The 18,434-nt window shown below is 60.8% G+C and carries 14 protein-coding genes; 9 read left to right on the top strand and 5 right to left on the bottom strand.

Features of this window, described 5'->3' with window-relative positions:
• The first annotated feature begins 102 nt into the window (after positions 1–102).
• From QMK55_RS16025 to QMK55_RS16060, 8 genes are all read left to right on the top strand, one after another.
• Positions 103–711, top strand: coding sequence for a YqiA/YcfP family alpha/beta fold hydrolase (locus tag QMK55_RS16025; RefSeq protein WP_102355539.1), 609 nt, complete (start codon positions 103–105; stop codon positions 709–711).
• A gap of 42 nt (positions 712–753) precedes the next feature.
• Positions 754–2,661: a DNA topoisomerase IV subunit B gene (parE, locus tag QMK55_RS16030; RefSeq protein ID WP_320329541.1), complete on the top strand. Its 1,908-nt coding sequence runs from the start codon at positions 754–756 to the stop codon at positions 2,659–2,661.
• Complete coding sequence (locus QMK55_RS16035) at positions 2,661–3,650, top strand: esterase-like activity of phytase family protein (RefSeq protein ID WP_102355537.1); 990 nt, start codon at positions 2,661–2,663, stop codon at positions 3,648–3,650. Before parE ends, QMK55_RS16035 begins: the two co-directional genes overlap by 1 nt.
• A gap of 323 nt (positions 3,651–3,973) precedes the next feature.
• A complete protein-coding gene (locus QMK55_RS16040; protein ID WP_178082117.1) occupies positions 3,974–4,972 on the top strand; it encodes an esterase-like activity of phytase family protein in 999 nt (332 codons plus the stop codon).
• Between the two features lie 2 nt (positions 4,973–4,974).
• Positions 4,975–5,499: a TIGR02281 family clan AA aspartic protease gene (locus QMK55_RS16045; protein WP_102355535.1), complete on the top strand. Its 525-nt coding sequence runs from the start codon at positions 4,975–4,977 to the stop codon at positions 5,497–5,499.
• A gap of 7 nt (positions 5,500–5,506) precedes the next feature.
• Positions 5,507–7,771 carry a DNA topoisomerase IV subunit A gene (parC, locus tag QMK55_RS16050; protein ID WP_102355534.1) on the top strand — a complete coding sequence of 755 codons (2,265 nt, stop codon included), beginning with the start codon at positions 5,507–5,509 and terminating at the stop codon, positions 7,769–7,771.
• 186 nt (positions 7,772–7,957) lie between these two features.
• On the top strand, positions 7,958–8,668 hold the full coding sequence (locus tag QMK55_RS16055) for a membrane integrity-associated transporter subunit PqiC (RefSeq protein WP_102355533.1): 711 nt from the start codon (positions 7,958–7,960) through the stop codon (positions 8,666–8,668).
• Between the two features lie 485 nt (positions 8,669–9,153).
• Positions 9,154–10,101, top strand: a complete 948-nt coding sequence (locus QMK55_RS16060; RefSeq protein ID WP_102359176.1) for an IS110 family transposase — start codon at positions 9,154–9,156, stop codon at positions 10,099–10,101.
• A 148-nt stretch (positions 10,102–10,249) separates the two neighbouring features.
• Here the strand turns inward: QMK55_RS16060 and QMK55_RS16065 are convergent, their stop codons facing one another.
• The gene (locus tag QMK55_RS16065; RefSeq protein WP_102358158.1) at positions 10,250–11,764 is read right to left on the bottom strand and encodes an AhpA/YtjB family protein; all 1,515 of its coding nucleotides are present in this window, start codon (positions 11,762–11,764) and stop codon (positions 10,250–10,252) included.
• Positions 11,765–11,898: 134 nt separating this feature from the next.
• Between QMK55_RS16065 and serB the strand changes: the two genes are divergently transcribed.
• Positions 11,899–13,113, top strand: coding sequence for a phosphoserine phosphatase SerB (gene serB, locus QMK55_RS16070; protein WP_102358159.1), 1,215 nt, complete (start codon positions 11,899–11,901; stop codon positions 13,111–13,113).
• A gap of 129 nt (positions 13,114–13,242) precedes the next feature.
• Here serB and QMK55_RS16075 read toward each other — a convergent pair whose 3' ends face one another.
• The 4 genes from QMK55_RS16075 to QMK55_RS16090 all read right to left on the bottom strand — a co-directional run bounded on the left by QMK55_RS16075 (position 13,243) and on the right by QMK55_RS16090 (position 18,340).
• The gene (locus QMK55_RS16075; RefSeq protein ID WP_320329542.1) at positions 13,243–14,997 is read right to left on the bottom strand and encodes a molecular chaperone; all 1,755 of its coding nucleotides are present in this window, start codon (positions 14,995–14,997) and stop codon (positions 13,243–13,245) included.
• Between the two features lie 68 nt (positions 14,998–15,065).
• Positions 15,066–15,926: an archaetidylserine decarboxylase gene (gene asd, locus QMK55_RS16080; protein ID WP_102358162.1), complete on the bottom strand. Its 861-nt coding sequence runs from the start codon at positions 15,924–15,926 to the stop codon at positions 15,066–15,068.
• Positions 15,926–16,759, bottom strand: a complete 834-nt coding sequence (gene rhdA / locus QMK55_RS16085) for a thiosulfate sulfurtransferase (protein WP_102358163.1) — start codon at positions 16,757–16,759, stop codon at positions 15,926–15,928. The genes asd and rhdA overlap by 1 nt, the downstream gene beginning before the upstream one ends.
• Before the next feature lie 42 nt (positions 16,760–16,801).
• The gene (locus tag QMK55_RS16090; RefSeq protein ID WP_320329543.1) at positions 16,802–18,340 is read right to left on the bottom strand and encodes an HDOD domain-containing protein; all 1,539 of its coding nucleotides are present in this window, start codon (positions 18,338–18,340) and stop codon (positions 16,802–16,804) included.
• Positions 18,341–18,434: the final 94 nt, after the last annotated feature.

Genomic DNA, 18,434 nt, shown 5'->3' on the forward strand with positions numbered 1-18,434 from the left:
TGTCGGAGCGAGCCTGCTCGCGAAGGCGTCCGCACAAACACCCACGATCTCCCAGACTCCCTGTAAACTCCGCTATCTTTCGCCGACACTCAGGGAGCTCAAATGTCCGGTTCGATCCTCTATATCCACGGTTTCAACAGCGCCCCGGCCTCGAAAAAAGCCTGTCAGCTGGTCGCGGTGATGGAGCGGCTGGGTTTGAGCGACAAGTTGCGTATCCCGGCGCTGCACCACCACCCGCGCGAAGCCATCGGTCAGCTGGAGCAGGCAATCGCCGAGCTGGACAGCCCATTGCTGGTGGGAAGCTCACTCGGCGGCTACTATGCGACTCACCTTGCCGAGCGCCATGGCCTGAAAGCCCTGCTGGTCAACCCGGCGGTCAGCCCGCACCGGATGTTCGACGGATACCTTGGCCCGCAGAAAAACCTGTATACCGATGAAACCTGGGAACTGACCCACGACCACGTGACGGCCCTGGCCGAACTGGAAGTGCCGGCCCCCGTGGATGCGCAGCGCTATCAGGTGTGGTTGCAGACCGGCGATGAAACACTGGATTATCGCCTCGCCCAGCAGTACTACCGGGCCTGTGCCTTGCGCATTCAGGCCGGCGGCGACCATAGTTTCCAGGGTTTTGCCGGGCAATTGCCGGCGTTGCTGAGTTTTGCCGGCATTGGCGCCGATTTGTATCAGGCAATCGATTTCACCGCACTGTGATGTCTTGCCCCTTTTTCATTGAATCACTGACGACGAGACCCTATGGCCACTCCCAGCGCTAGCTCTTATAACGCCGACGCCATCGAAGTCCTCTCGGGCCTCGACCCGGTGCGTAAACGCCCCGGCATGTACACCGACACCAGTCGGCCGAACCACCTGGCCCAGGAAGTCATCGACAACAGTGTCGACGAAGCCCTGGCCGGCCACGCCAAATCGGTGCAGGTGATCCTGCACGCCGATCACTCGCTGGAAGTCAGCGACGACGGTCGCGGCATGCCGGTCGACATTCACCCGGAAGAGGGCGTGTCGGGTGTCGAGCTGATCCTCACCAAACTGCATGCGGGCGGCAAGTTTTCCAACAAGAACTACCAGTTCTCCGGCGGTCTGCACGGGGTGGGTATTTCTGTGGTCAACGCCTTGTCGACCGAAGTCCGGGTGCGTGTAAAACGTGACGGCAACGAATACCAGATGACCTTCAACGATGGCTTCAAGGCCACCGAGCTGGAAATCGTCGGTACCGTCGGCAAGCGCAACACCGGTACCAGCGTGTACTTCGCGCCGGACCCGAAATACTTCGACTCACCGAAATTCTCCATCAGCCGCCTCAAGCACGTGCTCAAGGCCAAGGCTGTGCTGTGCCCGGGGCTGCTGGTCAGCTTCGAAGACAAAGGTACCGGCGAGAAAGTCGAGTGGCATTACGAAGACGGCCTGCGCTCCTATCTGGTGGACGCGGTCAGCGAATTCGAACGCCTGCCGGACGAGCCGTTCTGCGGCAGCCTGGCCGGCAATAAAGAAGCGGTCGACTGGGCGCTGCTGTGGCTGCCGGAAGGTGGCGACGCGGTGCAGGAAAGCTACGTCAACCTGATCCCGACGCAGCAGGGCGGTACCCACGTCAATGGTTTGCGTCAGGGCCTGCTCGATGCGATGCGCGAGTTCTGCGAATTCCGCAGCCTGCTGCCGCGCGGCGTGAAGCTGGCGCCGGAAGACGTCTGGGAGCGCATCGCTTTCGTGCTGTCGATGAAAATGCAGGAGCCGCAATTCTCCGGCCAGACCAAAGAGCGTCTGTCGTCCCGTGAAGCGGCGGCATTCGTTTCCGGCGTCGTGAAAGATGCATTCAGCCTGTGGCTCAACGCCAACCCGGAAACCGGTCTGGCGCTGGCCGAACTGGCGATCAACAACGCCGGTCGCCGCCTCAAGGCGAGCAAGAAAGTCGAGCGCAAGCGCGTCACCCAAGGCCCTGCGCTGCCGGGCAAACTGGCTGACTGCGCGGGTCAGGACCCGATGCGTTCGGAGCTGTTCCTGGTCGAAGGTGATTCCGCCGGTGGTTCCGCCAAGCAAGCGCGGGACAAGGAATTCCAGGCGATCCTGCCCTTGCGCGGCAAGATCCTCAACACCTGGGAAGTCGACGGCAGCGAAGTGCTCGCCAGCCAGGAAGTGCACAACATCGCCGTGGCCATCGGGGTTGATCCGGGTGCGGCAGACATGAGCCAGCTGCGCTACGGCAAAATCTGCATCCTCGCCGACGCCGACTCCGACGGTCTGCACATCGCCACGCTGCTGTGCGCGTTGTTCGTCCAGCATTTCCGCCCGCTGGTGGACGCCGGTCACGTCTACGTGGCGATGCCGCCGCTGTACCGCATCGATCTCGGCAAAGAGATCTACTACGCCCTCGACGAAGCCGAGCGCGACGGTATTCTCGACCGTCTGGTGGCCGAGAAGAAGCGTGGCAAACCACAGGTCACCCGATTCAAAGGCCTGGGCGAAATGAACCCGCCACAGCTGCGTGAGACCACCATGGACCCGAATACCCGTCGTCTGGTGCAACTGACGCTGGGCGAAGATTTTGCCGAAACCTCGGAAATGATGGACATGCTGCTGGCGAAGAAACGCGCCGGTGACCGCAAGACCTGGCTCGAATCCAAGGGCAACCTGGCCGAGGTGCTGGCCTGATGCGGTTTGGCTGGGTATTGGCGAGTGCGTTGCTACTGAGTGCGATGACGGTGTCGGCGGAGCCTGCACCAGAGTTGAAGTTACTGTCCGAACATCCGGTTGACGGCATGCGCGGCGGCAACCTGTCGGGGCTGGCGATGTGCGGTAAAGATCTGTGGACGGTCTCTGACCGTGACGATGACCAGATCTATCGTCTCGACACCCGTGATCAGGTCTGGCAGGCCGAAACGGTGCGTGTCGACGTGCCGTCATTGCCAGACAGCGGATTGCCTTGGGGCTTGCGCGTGCGGACGTGGGCAGCGCAGTTCGTGCGTGGCGGTGATCTGGATTTCGAAGGCATCACGTGCGACAACGCGGGCAATCGCTACATCGTCAGCGAAGCCCATGCAGCCGTATTGCAGGTATCGCCGCAAGGCACGGCGTCGTGGCTGAAAATCTCGCCGATGCTGGTCCGTGAAGCACGAGCCAGTGGCATGTTGCTGCACTTCAACGCCTTGTTCGAAGGCCTGACGGTCAACCCGGCGGGCGATGAAATATGGCTGGCTGCCGAGCGCGAGCGCCGTGGCCTGCTGAAGATCAAGCGCCAGCAAACGGTCTGGGATTGCGACGGCGGCTGTGTGCTGTTCAGCGAAGACGGGGTCGAGATGCAGCCGCCGCAGTTTCCCAATGCCCGGGTGGTGACGCGCGACTTCGCCGATCTGGCGTTGTTCAACGGCAAGCTGTTCACGCTGGAGCGTAACGCGTACCAGATCTGCCGCCGCGATGCGGTGACGGCCAAAGTCGAACGTTGTTGGTCGTTCGCCGAGGAGGCCTTGCAGCCGCAGCGACGTTATTCACAGGCCTTCGGTTTGGCGGAAGCGCTGGTGGTGGACGCCGACGGCGCCTGGATCGGCCTCGACAACAATGATGGTGCCCGCGCTGACGGCGAGAAACGCCCGATTGTCTGGCGCTTCGCCGCACCTGATGGTGGCTGGAGCGCCCAGCCTTAGCCGTGCTGTGTCGGAGTATTGCGCAAGGGTTTTCGCCGATCTGCGAGCAGATCAGGAAACTGCTGCAATACTTCAATTGGGAACGATCGCCCGGTTATTGTTGAGCACGTCTGAGGTGGCTCAATCGGGCTGGTTATGAACAGCGTGCCATTGATGAGGCGCGCTGGATGATGTGTGCTGGCCGGTGGTTGAGGTCCGAGCCATGGTGAGCAGGCAATGAAGCTCTGAAGCAATGCTGTCGAGAGAGTTGTGTGGTCGTTGAATTCCGACATGTCGTGCAAGGCTCGGGGAAACTTGAAACGCCGACTGCGGGAGATTCAATGATGAAACTCAACCTCTTTATTGCGGGGTTTTTGCTTGTCTGGAGTGCACAGGGATTGGCCGCCGACCCTGAGCTGCGGATGCTTTCAGAGCATCCGGTTGATGGGATGCGCGGAGGTAATCTGTCCGGGCTGGCCAAGTGTGGCGAGCAGTTGTGGACGGTGTCGGATCGAGATGATGATCGGATCTACAGGCTCGATACGCAAGGCAAGGTGTGGAAGGCCGAGGCTGTTTTGATTAATGTTCCACCGGTGCCTGAAGATCCCGGTCGGACCTTGGCCATGAAAACCCAGAGCTTTTTCAGGTCGCTTGCGGGAAACGGTGCGTTGGACTTTGAAGGGATCACCTGCGACGCTGCCCGGAATCTTTACGTTCTCAGTGAAACGTATTCAGCCATTCTCAAGGTCTCAACAAATGGAGCCTTGGTCTGGCTGACCATCTCGCCGAGGATGTTGACGAAGGCGAGGGAAGCCGGGTTGTTGGCGCACGCCAATGCGCTGTTTGAAGGATTGGTGATTACGGGTGTTGCGAGCACTGAAATCTGGCTGGCTGCTGAGCGGCAAAAAAGAGGGTTGGTAAAAATCGAGCGGCGTATTACGCCCATTTATTACACATGGTATTGCGCTTCCGATTGTGTGGTGATGACCGAGGGAGGGCTGGCGCCGCAGCCACCACAATTTCCAGGTTCCAAACCGGTAGAGCGGGATTTTTCGGATATTGCTCTATTCAATGACAAGCTGTTTCTGCTGGATCGCAACGCTTTCAAAATCTGTCGACATGAAATGTTGACGGGTAAACAGGAGCGCTGCTGGTCATTCGCTGCGGATGCACTGGTTCCGAATCGTCAATATGCCTCCGAACACGGATTGACCGAGGCGTTGCTGATCGACGCGCAAGGCGCGTGGATTGGCGTCGACAACAATTTTGCAACCCGTGCCGATGGCGAGTCTCGCCCAATTGTGTGGCGCTTTGCAGCGCCTGAGGGTGGCTGGAGTCAATGAGCATGAGTGAACAACCACCGGGCAAGCGCGCCGGGCGGATTTTTATGATTTTGGCCTGGTGCGCAGCGCTGTTTCTGGCCACACGGTTTTTCGGCCAGTGGGAGCAACGCCAGCAGAATCCGAACGTGGTGGTCAGTTCGGAGCAGGGCGAAGGATTTATCGAAGTGAAGCTGGCCGGCAATGCCCAAGGGCATTTTGTCGCCAGCGGCCAGATCAACGGTGAGCCGGTGGAGTTCATGCTCGACACCGGTGCCACCGATGTGGCGATCCCGGCGGATCTGGCCCAGCGCTTGAAACTGGAAGAAGGTTTCGGTGTGACCCTGAGCACGGCCAACGGCCTGAGCCAGGGCTACCGGACAAAGATCGACCGCCTGCAACTGGGCGACATTGTGCTGCGGGACGTCCGCGCATTGGTCGCGCCGGGGCTGCATGGCGATCAGGTGCTGCTCGGCATGAGCGCCCTGAATAAACTTGAATTTACCCAGCGCGGTGGCACCATGCTGCTGCGCCAGACAACGAACCGATGAGGCCCGCATGAGCGACTCCCTTGATCTCAGCCTGGACGGTGTAGAACGCCGCTCGCTGGCTGACTTCACCGAAAATGCCTACCTCAACTACTCCATGTACGTGATCATGGACCGTGCTTTGCCGCATATCGGCGACGGCTTGAAACCCGTACAGCGGCGTATCGTCTACGCCATGAGCGAGCTGGGGCTGGACGCCGATTCCAAGCACAAGAAATCGGCGCGTACCGTCGGTGACGTGCTCGGCAAGTTCCACCCGCACGGTGACTCGGCGTGCTACGAAGCGATGGTGCTGATGGCCCAGCCGTTCAGCTATCGCTACACGCTGGTCGACGGCCAGGGCAACTGGGGTGCGCCGGACGATCCGAAGTCTTTCGCCGCCATGCGTTACACCGAAGCGCGGCTGTCGCGTTATTCCGAAGTGCTGCTCAGCGAACTGGGTCAGGGTACTGCCGACTGGGGCCCGAACTTCGACGGCACCCTGCAGGAACCGCTGGTGCTGCCGGCACGTTTGCCGAATATCCTGCTCAACGGCACCACCGGTATCGCCGTGGGCATGGCCACCGACGTACCGCCGCACAACCTGCGCGAAGTCGCCACTGCCTGCGTGCGCCTGCTCGATGAGCCGAAAGCCACGGTCGAGCAGCTCTGCGAACACATTCAAGGCCCGGACTATCCGACCGAAGCGGAAATCATCACCCCGCGCGCCGACCTGCTGAAAATTTACGAAACCGGCAAGGGCTCGGTGCGCATGCGCGCTGTGTACCACGTCGAGGACGGCGACATCATCGTCACTGCGCTGCCGCATCAGGTTTCCGGGGCCAAGGTGCTGGAGCAGATTGCTGCGCTGATGCAGGCCAAACCGTCGAAAGCGCCGCAGATCGCCGATCTGCGTGACGAATCCGACCACGAAAACCCGTGCCGCATCGTGATCATTCCGGTCAACAGCCGCGTCGATCACGAAGCGCTGATGCAGCACCTGTTCGCCAGCACCGAACTGGAGTCGACCTACCGGGTCAACGTCAACATCATCGGTCTGGACGGCAAGCCGCAACTGAAAAACCTGCGTGCGTTGCTGGTCGAATGGCTGGAGTTCCGCGTGCTGACCGTGCGTCGCCGCCTGCAATTCCGCCTCGACAAGGTCGAGCGCCGCCTGCACCTGTTGGACGGTTTGCTGATCGCTTATCTCAACCTGGATGAAGTGATCCACATCATCCGTACCGAAGAGCACCCGAAAGCCAAGCTGATCGAGCGTTTCGCCCTCAGCGAGATCCAGGCCGACTACATCCTCGACACCCGTCTGCGTCAGTTGGCGCGACTGGAAGAGATGAAGCTGCGCGACGAGCAGGATGAACTGCTCAAGGAACAAGCCAAGCTGCAAGCGCTGTTGGGCAGCGAAGCCAAGCTGAAGAAGCTGGTGCGCACCGAGCTGTTGAAAGACGCTGAAACCTATGGCGATGACCGTCGCTCGCCAATCGTCGAGCGCGCTGAGGCCAAAGCGCTGACCGAACACGATCTGCTGCCGAACGAGAAAGTCACCGTCGTACTGTCGGAAAAAGGCTGGATCCGTTCGGCCAAGGGCCACGAGATCGACGCTACCGGCCTGTCGTACAAGGCTGGCGACGGCTTCAAGACCTCGGCGGCGGGGCGTTCCAATCAGTCTGCCGTGGTGATTGACTCCACGGGTCGCAGCTACTCGGTCGCCGCGCACACGTTGCCGTCGGCCCGGGGCCAGGGCGAGCCGTTGACCGGCCGTCTGACGCCGCCACCGGGTGCCACGTTCGAATGCGTGCTGATGCCGGAAGACGATGCGCTATACGTGATCGCCTCCGATGCCGGTTACGGCTTCGTGGTCAAAGGCGAAGACCTGCAAGCCAAGAACAAGGCTGGTAAAGCCCTGTTGAGCCTGCCGAACAACGCCAAGGTCATCACGCCGCGTCCGGTGACTGATCGCGAGAATGACTTGCTTGCCGCCGTGACAAGCGAGGGGCGGATGCTGGTCTTCAATATCAGCGATTTGCCGCAGTTGGCGAAGGGCAAGGGCAACAAGATCATCGGTGTCCCGGGTGACCGTGTCGCCAGCCGTGAAGAGTTTGTCACGGACATCGCTGTTATCCCCGCGGGGGCTACGTTGATCCTGCAGGCAGGCAAACGTCCATATAAACTGAAAGCTGAAGACCTCGAACACTACAAAGGTGAGCGCGGACGGCGTGGTAACAAGCTTCCACGTGGCTTCCAGCGGGTCGATGCGCTGCTCGTCGAAAACCTCAATTAGGCGAAAACGCCCATCTAGAGGCGTCGATCTACGATTTAACGCGTAGATCGACGCTTTGGCGCTGGAGTCGGAACGCATATTCACGGATGATATGGCCTTTCCAAGCGCCGGCGTGGCCGAGCGTTCTTCATATTTATTGAGTATTTTCACTGTGGTCAGCCTTGTGGCGGCCACCTGGACGGGATGATGACTTCTCTGCGCCCCCTTATTTTCCTGCTCGCCGGCGTTCTTGGCCTGGCGGGTTGCAGCGTTCACCAGCCGGTGTCGCTGTATCAGCTGGACAGCGGAAGTCCGGCTCAGCCTGCGCAAAGCACAGGTATGGCGGTTTTGTTGGGCCCGGTAGTCATCGCTGATTACCTGCAACGTGAAACCCTGCTGCAACGTCAACCGGACGGCAGCCTGCAAGCCTCGACCGACGGTCGCTGGGCGGGCAGCCTTTCGTCGGATATTGATCAATTGCTAATGCGTCAGGTTGCCGGTCATCTCGACAGCCAGCGTGTGGTATTGGCGCCGGCCACCTTGGGGTTTACCCCGGATGTGCAGGTATTGCTGACCATCACGCGTCTGGACTCCGGTGAGAAGCAACCGGCGATTCTCGATGCGCAATGGCGCCTGATCGACCGCCGTGGTCAGGTGCGCGATAACCGCATCGTCCATCTGCAAGAGCTGCACGCTGGCACGACGGCTTCGCAGGTTCAGGCACAAGGCATTCTGCTGCAACGTCTGGCCGAGCAACTGTCGGTGGCGCTTAAACCATTGGCCAACCAGCCTCCGGTAGCCGAAGCACCGCGTAAAGCGGCGCCAAAACCGGCAGCGCCGGCAGCGGAATCCGGGAAGCAGCCGAAGATCCCGATGGCTTCGCCGATTCGCACCGACATGGAAGTGTTCCGCTTCTGAGTCTGATTTGAGTCAAAACAAAGCCCGCCTTGTGCGGGCTTTGTTGTGTCTGGGGGCTGGAGATCTACGGTATGACAGCTGGCCTCTTCGCGAGCAAGCCCGCTCCCACGGGGAAGTGATGAGCGTCGCACAACCGATGCAGCAGTTGAAGATCCGCATTGTGTGGGCTGGCCTCTTCGCGAGCAGGCTCGCTCCCACGGGGAAGTGATGAGCGTCGTACAACCGATGCAGCAGTTGAAGATCCGCATTGTGTGGGCTGGCCTCTTCGCGAGCAGGCTCGCTTGTATGGTAGGACTTGAAGGGAGGAGGAGGGACAAGGCTCGATTCTGACTGTTAGCGCAGTACAGACCGTGGGAGATTTCACCCCTCCTCCTTTCACCCAAGCGCCGATAAAGAATGCATCTGGCCTAGACCGACGATAGGAACAAGCCTGCGCCTCTGGGTGAACCCTTCAAGCGTTCAAACCTTAGCCCGGAGGATTTCTCATGGCAATGCCCGTCGTTACCACTCAGTCGATTATCGGGGTTGATGTCGCCAAGGACGAACTGGTGATTTATCACGCCGAATCAGATCAGCTCGAGACAATCTCCAATACCAAAGCGGCGATCAAGAAATGGCTCAAAACCGCTGCCAAGCCAGTGGCAATCGCCATCGAAGCCACCAATATCTATCACCAGGAATTTGCTGATCTGGCGTATGCCGATGGTTGCGTGATCTATATGGTTGGCGGTTATGAGCTCAGCCATTACCGCAAAGGTGTGAACGTTCGCGCCAAAACTGATGCGCTGGATGCCCGATTACTGGCCCGTTATCTGACAAACGAAGGGGACCACTTACGCCCTTGGACACCGCCGTCGCCCTTGTATTGCCGGCTCATCAGTCTTTTCCGGCGTCGTGCGGCTCTGGTCCAGGCTCGTGTCAGCCTCAAGCAGAGCTGGGAGAATGAGCCATTGCTCAAAACCGCTTTCAAAAATCAGATAAACGCCATGCAAAGACTGGAAATCCTGCTGGAGAAAACGATCCTGGCGCAGATAGACGAAGCCGGTTTAGGCGCTCAGCTCAAGCGTTGCATGAAGGTAGAAGGCATCGGTACGTTGACCGGCGCCCGCTTGCTCGCATCCTTTCAGCGTGGGGACTTCAGGAATGCCGACGCTTTCATCGCCTTTCTAGGCCTGGATCTGCGCATATCGGACTCAGGCAAAAAGAAAGGCCGTCGCTGCCTGACCAAACGAGGCGACTCAGAGGCACGTCGATTGCTGCACAACGCTGCAATGGCGGCGAGCCGGACCTCGGCGTGGAAAGGGTTTTATGAGGCTTTAAGAGAGCGCGGATTGAGCACTACCCAAGCACTGGTCGCACTAGCCCGCAAGCTTGCCCGGGTGGTATTTGCTCTGTTGAAAAACCAGAGCGAATACTCACCTAAAGCCGTTTAGGGGCTAGGCATGAACCATAGAATCTCCCACAGGGAATGTGGGCGCTGAAGTGTGGGAGCGGGCTTGCTCGCGAAGGGGCCGGTACAGGCAACAAAAAAGCCCGCAGACAATCACTCGTCTGCGGGCTTCTGTGTTTCAGGTCTAAGGCTTACGCCCGGCGCTCATGCATCCGCGCCAGTTGCCGTTCGAGCATCGATGGATACGGCTCCATCAAGCGCTCCACACAGCAAGCCCCTTCAGGGCTGGCGATCGGGCGGATCCGTGCACGCTGGCGAATCAGCGAGTCGTCACCGATCTTGCGCTCGACCAGCAGCAGGTTGCGGCTGTGCTGCGACAGGGCCAGGGCATCCTGAGCCGAATCGGTCAGCAGCAGGTCGATCTGGCTCAGACCGAACAGCTCATCGCCCAGGGTCAGGCCCAGCTGCAATTGCAGGGTGATGCCGCTGTCGGCGACTTCGATCTGCAACTGATGACCCAGCGCCCGCAGCAACTCGCCGCAGCAGATCGCGTTGGTCAGGTAGTCGTCGCCACTGTCTTCGGTGTGGAACAGCATCAGCGTGCTGCCGTCGTTCAGGGTTTCGATTTCGCCCTGATACAGCGAGGCTGCCTGATCGAGGCAATCGCGATAACGTTCCAGCAACTCTTCCAGACGCGCACGCGGCAGGCGACGCAGTTGCTCCTGCGAGCCCAGTTGCACGGCAAGCACCGCACTGTGTTGCGGCACGCTCGGCGTGGCCTTGCGTACGACCGGTTGTGGCGCTTCATCCAGCGATTCGTCGCGCAGGTCGGCAAACGCGTCGTCGTCTTCATCGTCTTCGACAGTGCTGACCACGTGGCGCGGCGCCGGCTTTTGCGCGGCCAGCGGGCGGGTTTCGTCAAAGCTCGGGTCACGCAGATTGCGCACTTCGAACTCCGGCTCATCCTCTTCTTCGAACTCGGGTTCCGGCTCAGGCTCAGGCTTTGGCGCAGGCTCCGGAGCGAAGTTGGCGTGCAGCTGGCGCGCCAGATCGCCGATCTCGTCCTGACGGTCGGTGCCCGGGGTGTATTCGTCGATATTGCGCAGCCATACGCGCAATTGCAGGAGCGGCGTGGACAGGTAGCGGCCCATGCGCAGGCTCAAGGCCAGTGACAGCGCCAGCAGGATTGCGCTGAGAATACCCATGCTCTGCAGGCTGATGGTCATCGGCTGCTGGAACTGATCCATGTCCAGGCTGATGCGCAATTGCCCGGCCGTCACGTCCTGGAAGGTGATCTTGCTCTCGTACATGCCCTCGGCTTCGCCCAGCAGGCTGTGCTTGGGGCGCTGACCGGATTCGGCGAGGATGCGGTTGTCCACGCTATAGATAGCCGCGTGGGCCACCAGTTTGTTTTTGGTCAGGTTGTTGAGCAGCACGTTGAGACTGAGGATGTCGTTGGACACCAACAGTTCAGTGGCGGAGGTGGCGGTCTGCGTGGTCAGGCTTTCGCCCAGCGCATCGGCCTGCTCGTGCATGGCCTGCTTGAACTGCAAGCCCATCACCCCGGCATAGATCACCAGGGCCAGAGCGACCAGGATCACGTTATGGCTGGCAATGCGCAATGCAATCGGTACACGGCGATGACGCAGTGCACGGAAGATCAGCAGGAAGAAGTTATCGGTTTTAACTGGCGTGGGCCGGTTCACTGAGCTCGGCTCTTTTGTCCGTGAAGTTGACGCGCAGTATAGCGACAGGCCCTAGACCGGCAAAGCGCTCGCGGTGCCCGATGGTCACTGAAAGTGGGTAGAATGCGGTTTTTTTCCAGTTGCGGGGGTGCGCGTTGCGCGAAATCGTCCTGATTAACATCACGGGAGTCGACCGTCCGGGTCTGACTGCGGCCATTACCGGCGTTCTGGCCCAGGGTGGTGTGAACATCCTGGACATCGGTCAGGCGGTGATCCACGACACCCTGTCGTTCGGCATCCTGGTCGAGATTCCCGATTCCGAGCAAGGCAAAGCCGTGCTCAAGGACATCCTGTTCAAGGGCTACGAGCTCGATCAGCAGGTGCGCTTCACCCCGGTGTCCGAAGAGGATTACCAGCAATGGGTGGGCAATCAGGGCAAGAAACGCCACATCGTCACCCTGTTGACCCGCAAAGTGACCGCCGGCCAATTGCAGGCGGTCAGCTCGATCACCGCCAAATATGGCTTGAACATCGACCATATCGACCGTCTGTCGGGGCGCATGCCGCTGGACACGCCAGAGGACAAGGGCAAGGGCTGCATCGAGTTCTCCGTGCGTGGCGAAGCGGCTGATCCGCAGGCCCTGCGCGCTGAATTCCTCAGCGTCGCCCAAGAGCTGAACGTCGATATCGCCTTTCAGGAAGATTCGCTGTTCCGCCGCAACCGGCGTCTGGCGGTGTTTGACATGGACTCGACGCTGATCGAAGCCGAAGTCATCGATGAGCTGGCCAAAGCGGCCGGTGTGGGCGAGCAAGTTTCGGCCATCACCGAGCGGGCGATGGCCGGCGAACTGGATTTCCGTGCCAGTTTCAAGGAGCGTCTGGCGTTGCTCAAGGGCCTGGACGTCAGCGTGCTGGACTCGATCGGCGCGTCGCTGCGGTTGACCGAAGGCGCCGAAACCCTGTTCGCCGAACTCAAGCGACTGGGTTACAAGACGGCGATCCTGTCCGGCGGCTTTACTTACTTCGCCAAGCAGTTGCAGGCCAGGCTCGGCATCGACTACGTGTTCGCCAACGAACTGGAAGTGGTCGACGGCAAGTGCACCGGCGTGGCGATCGAGCCGATTGTCGACGCCCAGCGCAAGGCTGATCTGCTGACGGAACTGGCGCACAAGGAAGGCCTGCGTCTGGAGCAGACCATTGCGGTTGGCGACGGCGCGAATGACCTGCCGATGCTGGCGATCGCCGGGCTGGGTGTGGCCTTCCGCGCCAAGCCGCTGGTCAAACAGTCGGCCAAGCAAGCGATTTCCACCCTGGGGTTGGATGGTGTGTTGTATCTGTTGGGCTTTCGCGACCGCGACGGGCAGCTTTAAGAATTCTGCTGTCTGAACTGGCCTCATCGCCAGCAGGCTAGCTCTCACATTGGATCTTTGGACATTGGAGATCCCCTGTAGGAGTGAGCCTGCTCGCGATGGCCACACCGCCAATCCAATGCCGTGCGCTTATAACGACTTCCACAGCGAATCGAAATCCTCCTCGCTCCCGCCATTGTGCGCGGCCTCCAGCGAGCGATAGGCAAACTGATTGAAACTGTGCGTACTCGCCACCCGTCGATCCAGTCCGGCGCGGTGTTCTTCGCCGTGGGTGTTGATCAACACTTTATGGCCTTCCTGAAACGGCAGACGCGGTGCGAGCAAGGTTGCGGGCAAGTCGATGGCGCTGATCTCGGGCAGTAACAGGCCACGCAAATAGTGGCTGTGATCGTCCCGCGAACGCACCAGTTGCAAACCGCAGGGTTCGGCGTACGGCGCCACCAGCTCGATGCCCATTTGTGCTCCTGCACCGCGTACCTGACGAATCCAGCGGACCACCGCAATGCTCCAGCCCTGATTCGAACTGTCCTGAATCCCGACCATCTCCCCGGCCTGCAACTCGGCGGGCACCTCGCTCGGCCAGCCCAGGCAATAACCACCGGGACTGTGGTTGATCACCGGCAACGTATAGGTCGGGTAGTGCGGTGTGTGGTCGGTTGTGCTTTCGTCTTCACCGATATGGTCGTACTGGATTTCTTCGTAGGGCAGAAACTCATCCGCGTTGCTTTGCGGGGCGGCGTCGAAAGCCTGGCTCCAGCTGTCCTTTTCGCCCTTGGCCACGGCGCTGCTGAAGTTGGCGGCACGGGCACCGGGGTGCTTGAGCAGTTCGCTGAAGGTGCGCTCGCCGCCCAGATAAAAGTGCAGGGCGCTCATGCCCACGCACACGGTCAGGTTGCCTTGGCCTGGGGTACGCTGAAAACTGCGCTCGGCGGTCTGGCCCCAACTGGCGTGCACATGTTGCAAGGTGTCGAGGCTCAGTCCTGCCGGGACGGGCAGGGGCGTCGAGGTCTCCTGATGCAGTAAATGCGCTTCGATGACATTCACCAGGGCTTGCGGATTGAAGCCGAGCAGGGCGTCCTGTTGTTCTTTGCGAAACATGCTGCGATAGCGCGGGCCGGTGTCCAGTTCGGCGCTGATGGCGAACAGGCCGTCGTCCGTGCCGCCAAAATGCAGCTTGAGCTGGGCGCTCCACGGTTCCAGCACTTCAGCCAGCCGTGCGATCTGGTTCTGGCGCAGTTGGTTGCAGCGAGCGCTGCCCAGCAGCAGGGTGGCAATGTAGGTCTGTTCCAGGCTCAGTTCGGTGGTCAGGCTCGCCAGATCGTCATGCACGCGGCGCTGTTGCAGCTGCAATCCGCAGGCGCAGCGGTACAACTGATGCAGCTCGAACCACAGCTGTTCCGGTGCCGGGCTATACAGCTGCGCGGCTCGCTGCAGTTGCCCCTTGAGTGCATGCGCGGCTCGTTGCAGGGCCTGACTGACCAGCGTCGCCCGATCCTTGTTGTACTTGGGCGCAATGCGCAGAACGATCTGCTTGTAACCGATGGCCAGCTGACTTTGCAGTGCCTGACACAGGTTACTGATCTTGCGCGAACGATCGTCGAGCATGATCGCCTGATGCAGGAAGTGCCGTTCCAGATGCTGGCAGACGAAATACACCTCGGGACGCAGCAGCTCCAAGAGTTGCAGGCGATTATCGCTGGGGGTGAGCAGTAGGTTGAGTTCGCCCAGGCCTTGATACAACTGGCGGGCGGTTTCGCCGATGTTGGCCTTGGGCAGGCCGGCGATCCAGCGTTTGAGGTCGCGCGGGGTGGCTTCGCAGAACGACAGGCGCGACTGCGTTGGAGTCGGGGTGCTTAGCAGCGGTGGGGAAATGGTCTGGCTCATGCCAAAAACCATAGCAGCAATTACAGCAATCGGTGGGAGCGGCCGAAGCCGCTCTCATCGAAAACGAATCAGGCTGTTGGCAGCGCCAGGCCTTGACCCATCTGCACTGGCGAACCGGCGACCAGTTCTTCAGCCCATTTCACCTGATCCGGCCCGAACAGCACGATTGCGGTCGAACCCAGCTTGAAGCGGCCAAGTTCAGCGCCTTTTTCCAGATGGATCGGCGCACGAGCGGCTTCGTCGTAGCGGAAGGTTTTCAGTTCACGCTTCGGTGGAGTGACCAGACCGGCCCACACGGTTTCGATCGACGCGACGATCATCGCGCCGACCAGTACCACGGCCATCGGTCCGCGCTCGGTGTCGAAGATGCACGCCACACGCTCGTTGCGGGCGAACAGCTCCGGAACGTTTTCGGCGGTGGTCTGGTTGACCGAGAAGATTCGGCCCGGGATGTAGACCATCTCGCGCAGGGTGCCGGCCAGCGGCATGTGCACGCGGTGGTAATCCTTCGGCGACAGGTAGATGGTGGCGAAGTCGCCGCCCATGAACGGCGCAGCGTTGGCTGTGTCACCGCCGAGCAGTTCCAGCACGCTGAAGCTGTGGCCCTTGGCCTGGAACACGCGACCGTGTTCGATCGGACCGAGCTGGCTGACCGCGCCGTCGGCCGGGCTGAGGATCGCGCCCGGGGTTTCGTCCAGTGGGCGCGCGCCGTCTTTCAGGGCGCGGGTGAAGAAGGCGTTGAAGTGCTCGTAGGCGGTCAGGTCTTCGACCAGCGCTTGCGACATGTCCACCTGATAACGCTTGGCGAACCACTGGGTGAAGGCATTTTTGAACCAGCGCACACGGCACTCGGCAACGCAGCCGGCCAGGCGCGACAGCAGGTGATGAGGCAGCAGGTACTGGCTGAGGATAAACAGACGCTCTTTCATTAGTTGTCCTTAGAACCTTGAATCTCGACAGGCGTATCGGGGTGGTTGCCCCATTCGCCCCAGGAACCGGCGTAGCCCTTGACCCGCGGATAACCGAGGGACTTGGCCACCAGATAAGTGAAGCCCGACCGGTGATGGGTCTGGCAGTGGGTAATGATTTCTTTGTCCTTGGTGATCCCCAGGTCTTCGAGGATCTGCGGCATGTCGGTGCGAATCCGCAGCTGGCGTGCCTTGTCCATGCCGGCGGTCCACTCGAAGTTCACCGCGCCCGGAATGTGCCCAGCCTTGGCGGCCAGTACTTTCTCGCCGGAATACTCCAGCGGCCCACGGGCGTCCCAGATCGCCAGATCGGCAGCACCGAGGCGGCTTTGCAGGTATTCGCGCGTTGCCGTCGGCTCGTCGAGCAGTGTCAACGATACCGGGCCGCCGACTGCCGGTGGCACCTGGATCGACATTGGCATGCCTGCCTCCAGCCACGCCGGCAGACCACCGTCGACGTAGTGGTACTTGTCGTGGCCGATCACGTCGAGCAGCCAGATGAAACGCCCGGCCCAGCCGCCACCTTCGTCGTCATACACCACGTAGACCGCGTCCTGACGATGGCCCAGTTCACCGAACAAGGCTTCCAGATCGGCCTTGGCCGGCAGCAGCCCCGGCGCCGGCGGCTGGCCGAGCTGGGTGCGTTTCGGGTCGACAAAGCGTGCGCCGGGGAGATGGCCTTCTGTATAGCGGGCAGCGCTGGTCAGATCCACCAGAATCAGCTCTTCAGACTCAAGCCGAGGCAGCAGGTCGCTCGGCTCGATGACGAGCGGCAAGCCAGAGAAGTCAGACATGTGAGGTCTCCAGAGCACAAAGGGGGGGATTGTAGCGCAGCCTCATCGGCCACGGCTGCTAAAGCTGTGCAGGGCTTTTTCGATGCACTGTGCGGTTTTGCCGAAAGCCTGCACGGTGATGTCGGCGAACGGCCCGCCGCCCTGGTCGGCGACGACGATCATGATCACCCGGCCGTTATTGACCAGCGAGCGCAGGAACAGGTGTTCGCCGCGAAACAGCGAGCGCAGGCCTTGCGGCAGCAGCGCGGAGAATTGTGCGTTGTTCTCGGGGTTGATCCGCACCTGCGCCTGCTGCGCGAGCAGCCGTTGCAAGACTTTGCTCTGGCTGACGACAAAATTCAGCGCGGCGGCTTCTTTAGGCAGGCCGAAGGTCTGGTGCACGCGCAGATTGGACTGCGTGCGATCGGCCATCAGAATCATCACCCGGCGCATGCCGCTGGCGACCAGGGCATCGCGGGCGGCGACGGTCAGGCTCATGGCATTGGTGAAGCGGCTCGGCTCGGCCAGCAATTCGGCGCATTGCCGGCGCCATTGAGTCAGATCCTCGGCACTCGGCGCGGCTGCGGGCAGCATCCCGGCCGGCAAACGATGGGTGCCCCACGGCCATAATAATGAAACGGCCGGGTGCCACAGATCGGGCATGGCATGCTGGCGCGCACTGTTGGCGGCTTGCTGGTGCAACTGCTGCTGCACCTCATCCATCGGAATCTGCAGATAAAGGCTGGTCAGGTATTGCCAGCGTTCGCTGTGCGGACTGTCCCAGGCCTGTTGCGCGGACAGCGCCAGACCGTTGGCCAACAGCACGGTGTTGGCCGGCTGGTTGAGCCAGCGGCGCAGGGTCGGATCGTCATCGAGGCGATTTTGCTGGCGCAGCGGATGTTCGCTGTCGCGGGCGATGCGCAGCACTTTGACCAGTTCACGCTGTTCGCTGAGCAGCAACTTATAGCCTTGCTGCACCCAGATCGGCAGGTGCCAGACTTGCACCAGCGCCTCGGCGACCTTCAGCAGGCGCACGCCAAACAGTTGCTGCTCGACCACCGGGGCCGATTCGCCCTTGTGGATCACCCGCAGTTCCCACTCTTCGAGCAACTCTGGGTACGTCAGCGCCAGCGGCCATAAAGGCGAGAGAAACAACAGGCTGCCCCAATGAATGTCCTGCCACAGTCGCGCCAGGCGACTGGCGAAAAAACCGTTGGCCTGTTGCGTGGCGTGCTGGCTGATCAGCTGCAGTTGGCGCAGGGCCTTGGGAATCTGCATCTGCGGTTCGACGGGCAGGCGTGCGAGCAATTCTTCGGTACGCGCCAGGCCTAGACGATTGATCGCCACCTCGAGATTTTCCGCCGGCGCGGCCATGGTGCCGAGGGTGTGACGATTGGCCTCACGGATGATACTCAAGGCCAGTGCCGGGCTGTCCTGCATCAGGTCGGCGATGTCGCGCAGCGAGCTGCGGTTGTCGCGGATCGCGCGGCACACCTTGTCGTGAGCCTCCTGCGGCACGGGCAGGCGCACGCCATCGAGCAACTTTACCCAGCCCTCAAGGGTGGTCGGTTTTGCGTGTGGGACGTTCGTTTCATTAGCCATGTCTGGACGAGATCTTCACTGACTGTAGACGCGCCCGGCATGGGCTAAATTGGCTTTTCGCCTGAACTGGCTATAGTCTGGCGCAGTTTTGCCG

This window comes from Pseudomonas sp. P8_229, from assembly GCF_034008635.1.
Lineage (GTDB): Bacteria > Pseudomonadota > Gammaproteobacteria > Pseudomonadales > Pseudomonadaceae > Aquipseudomonas.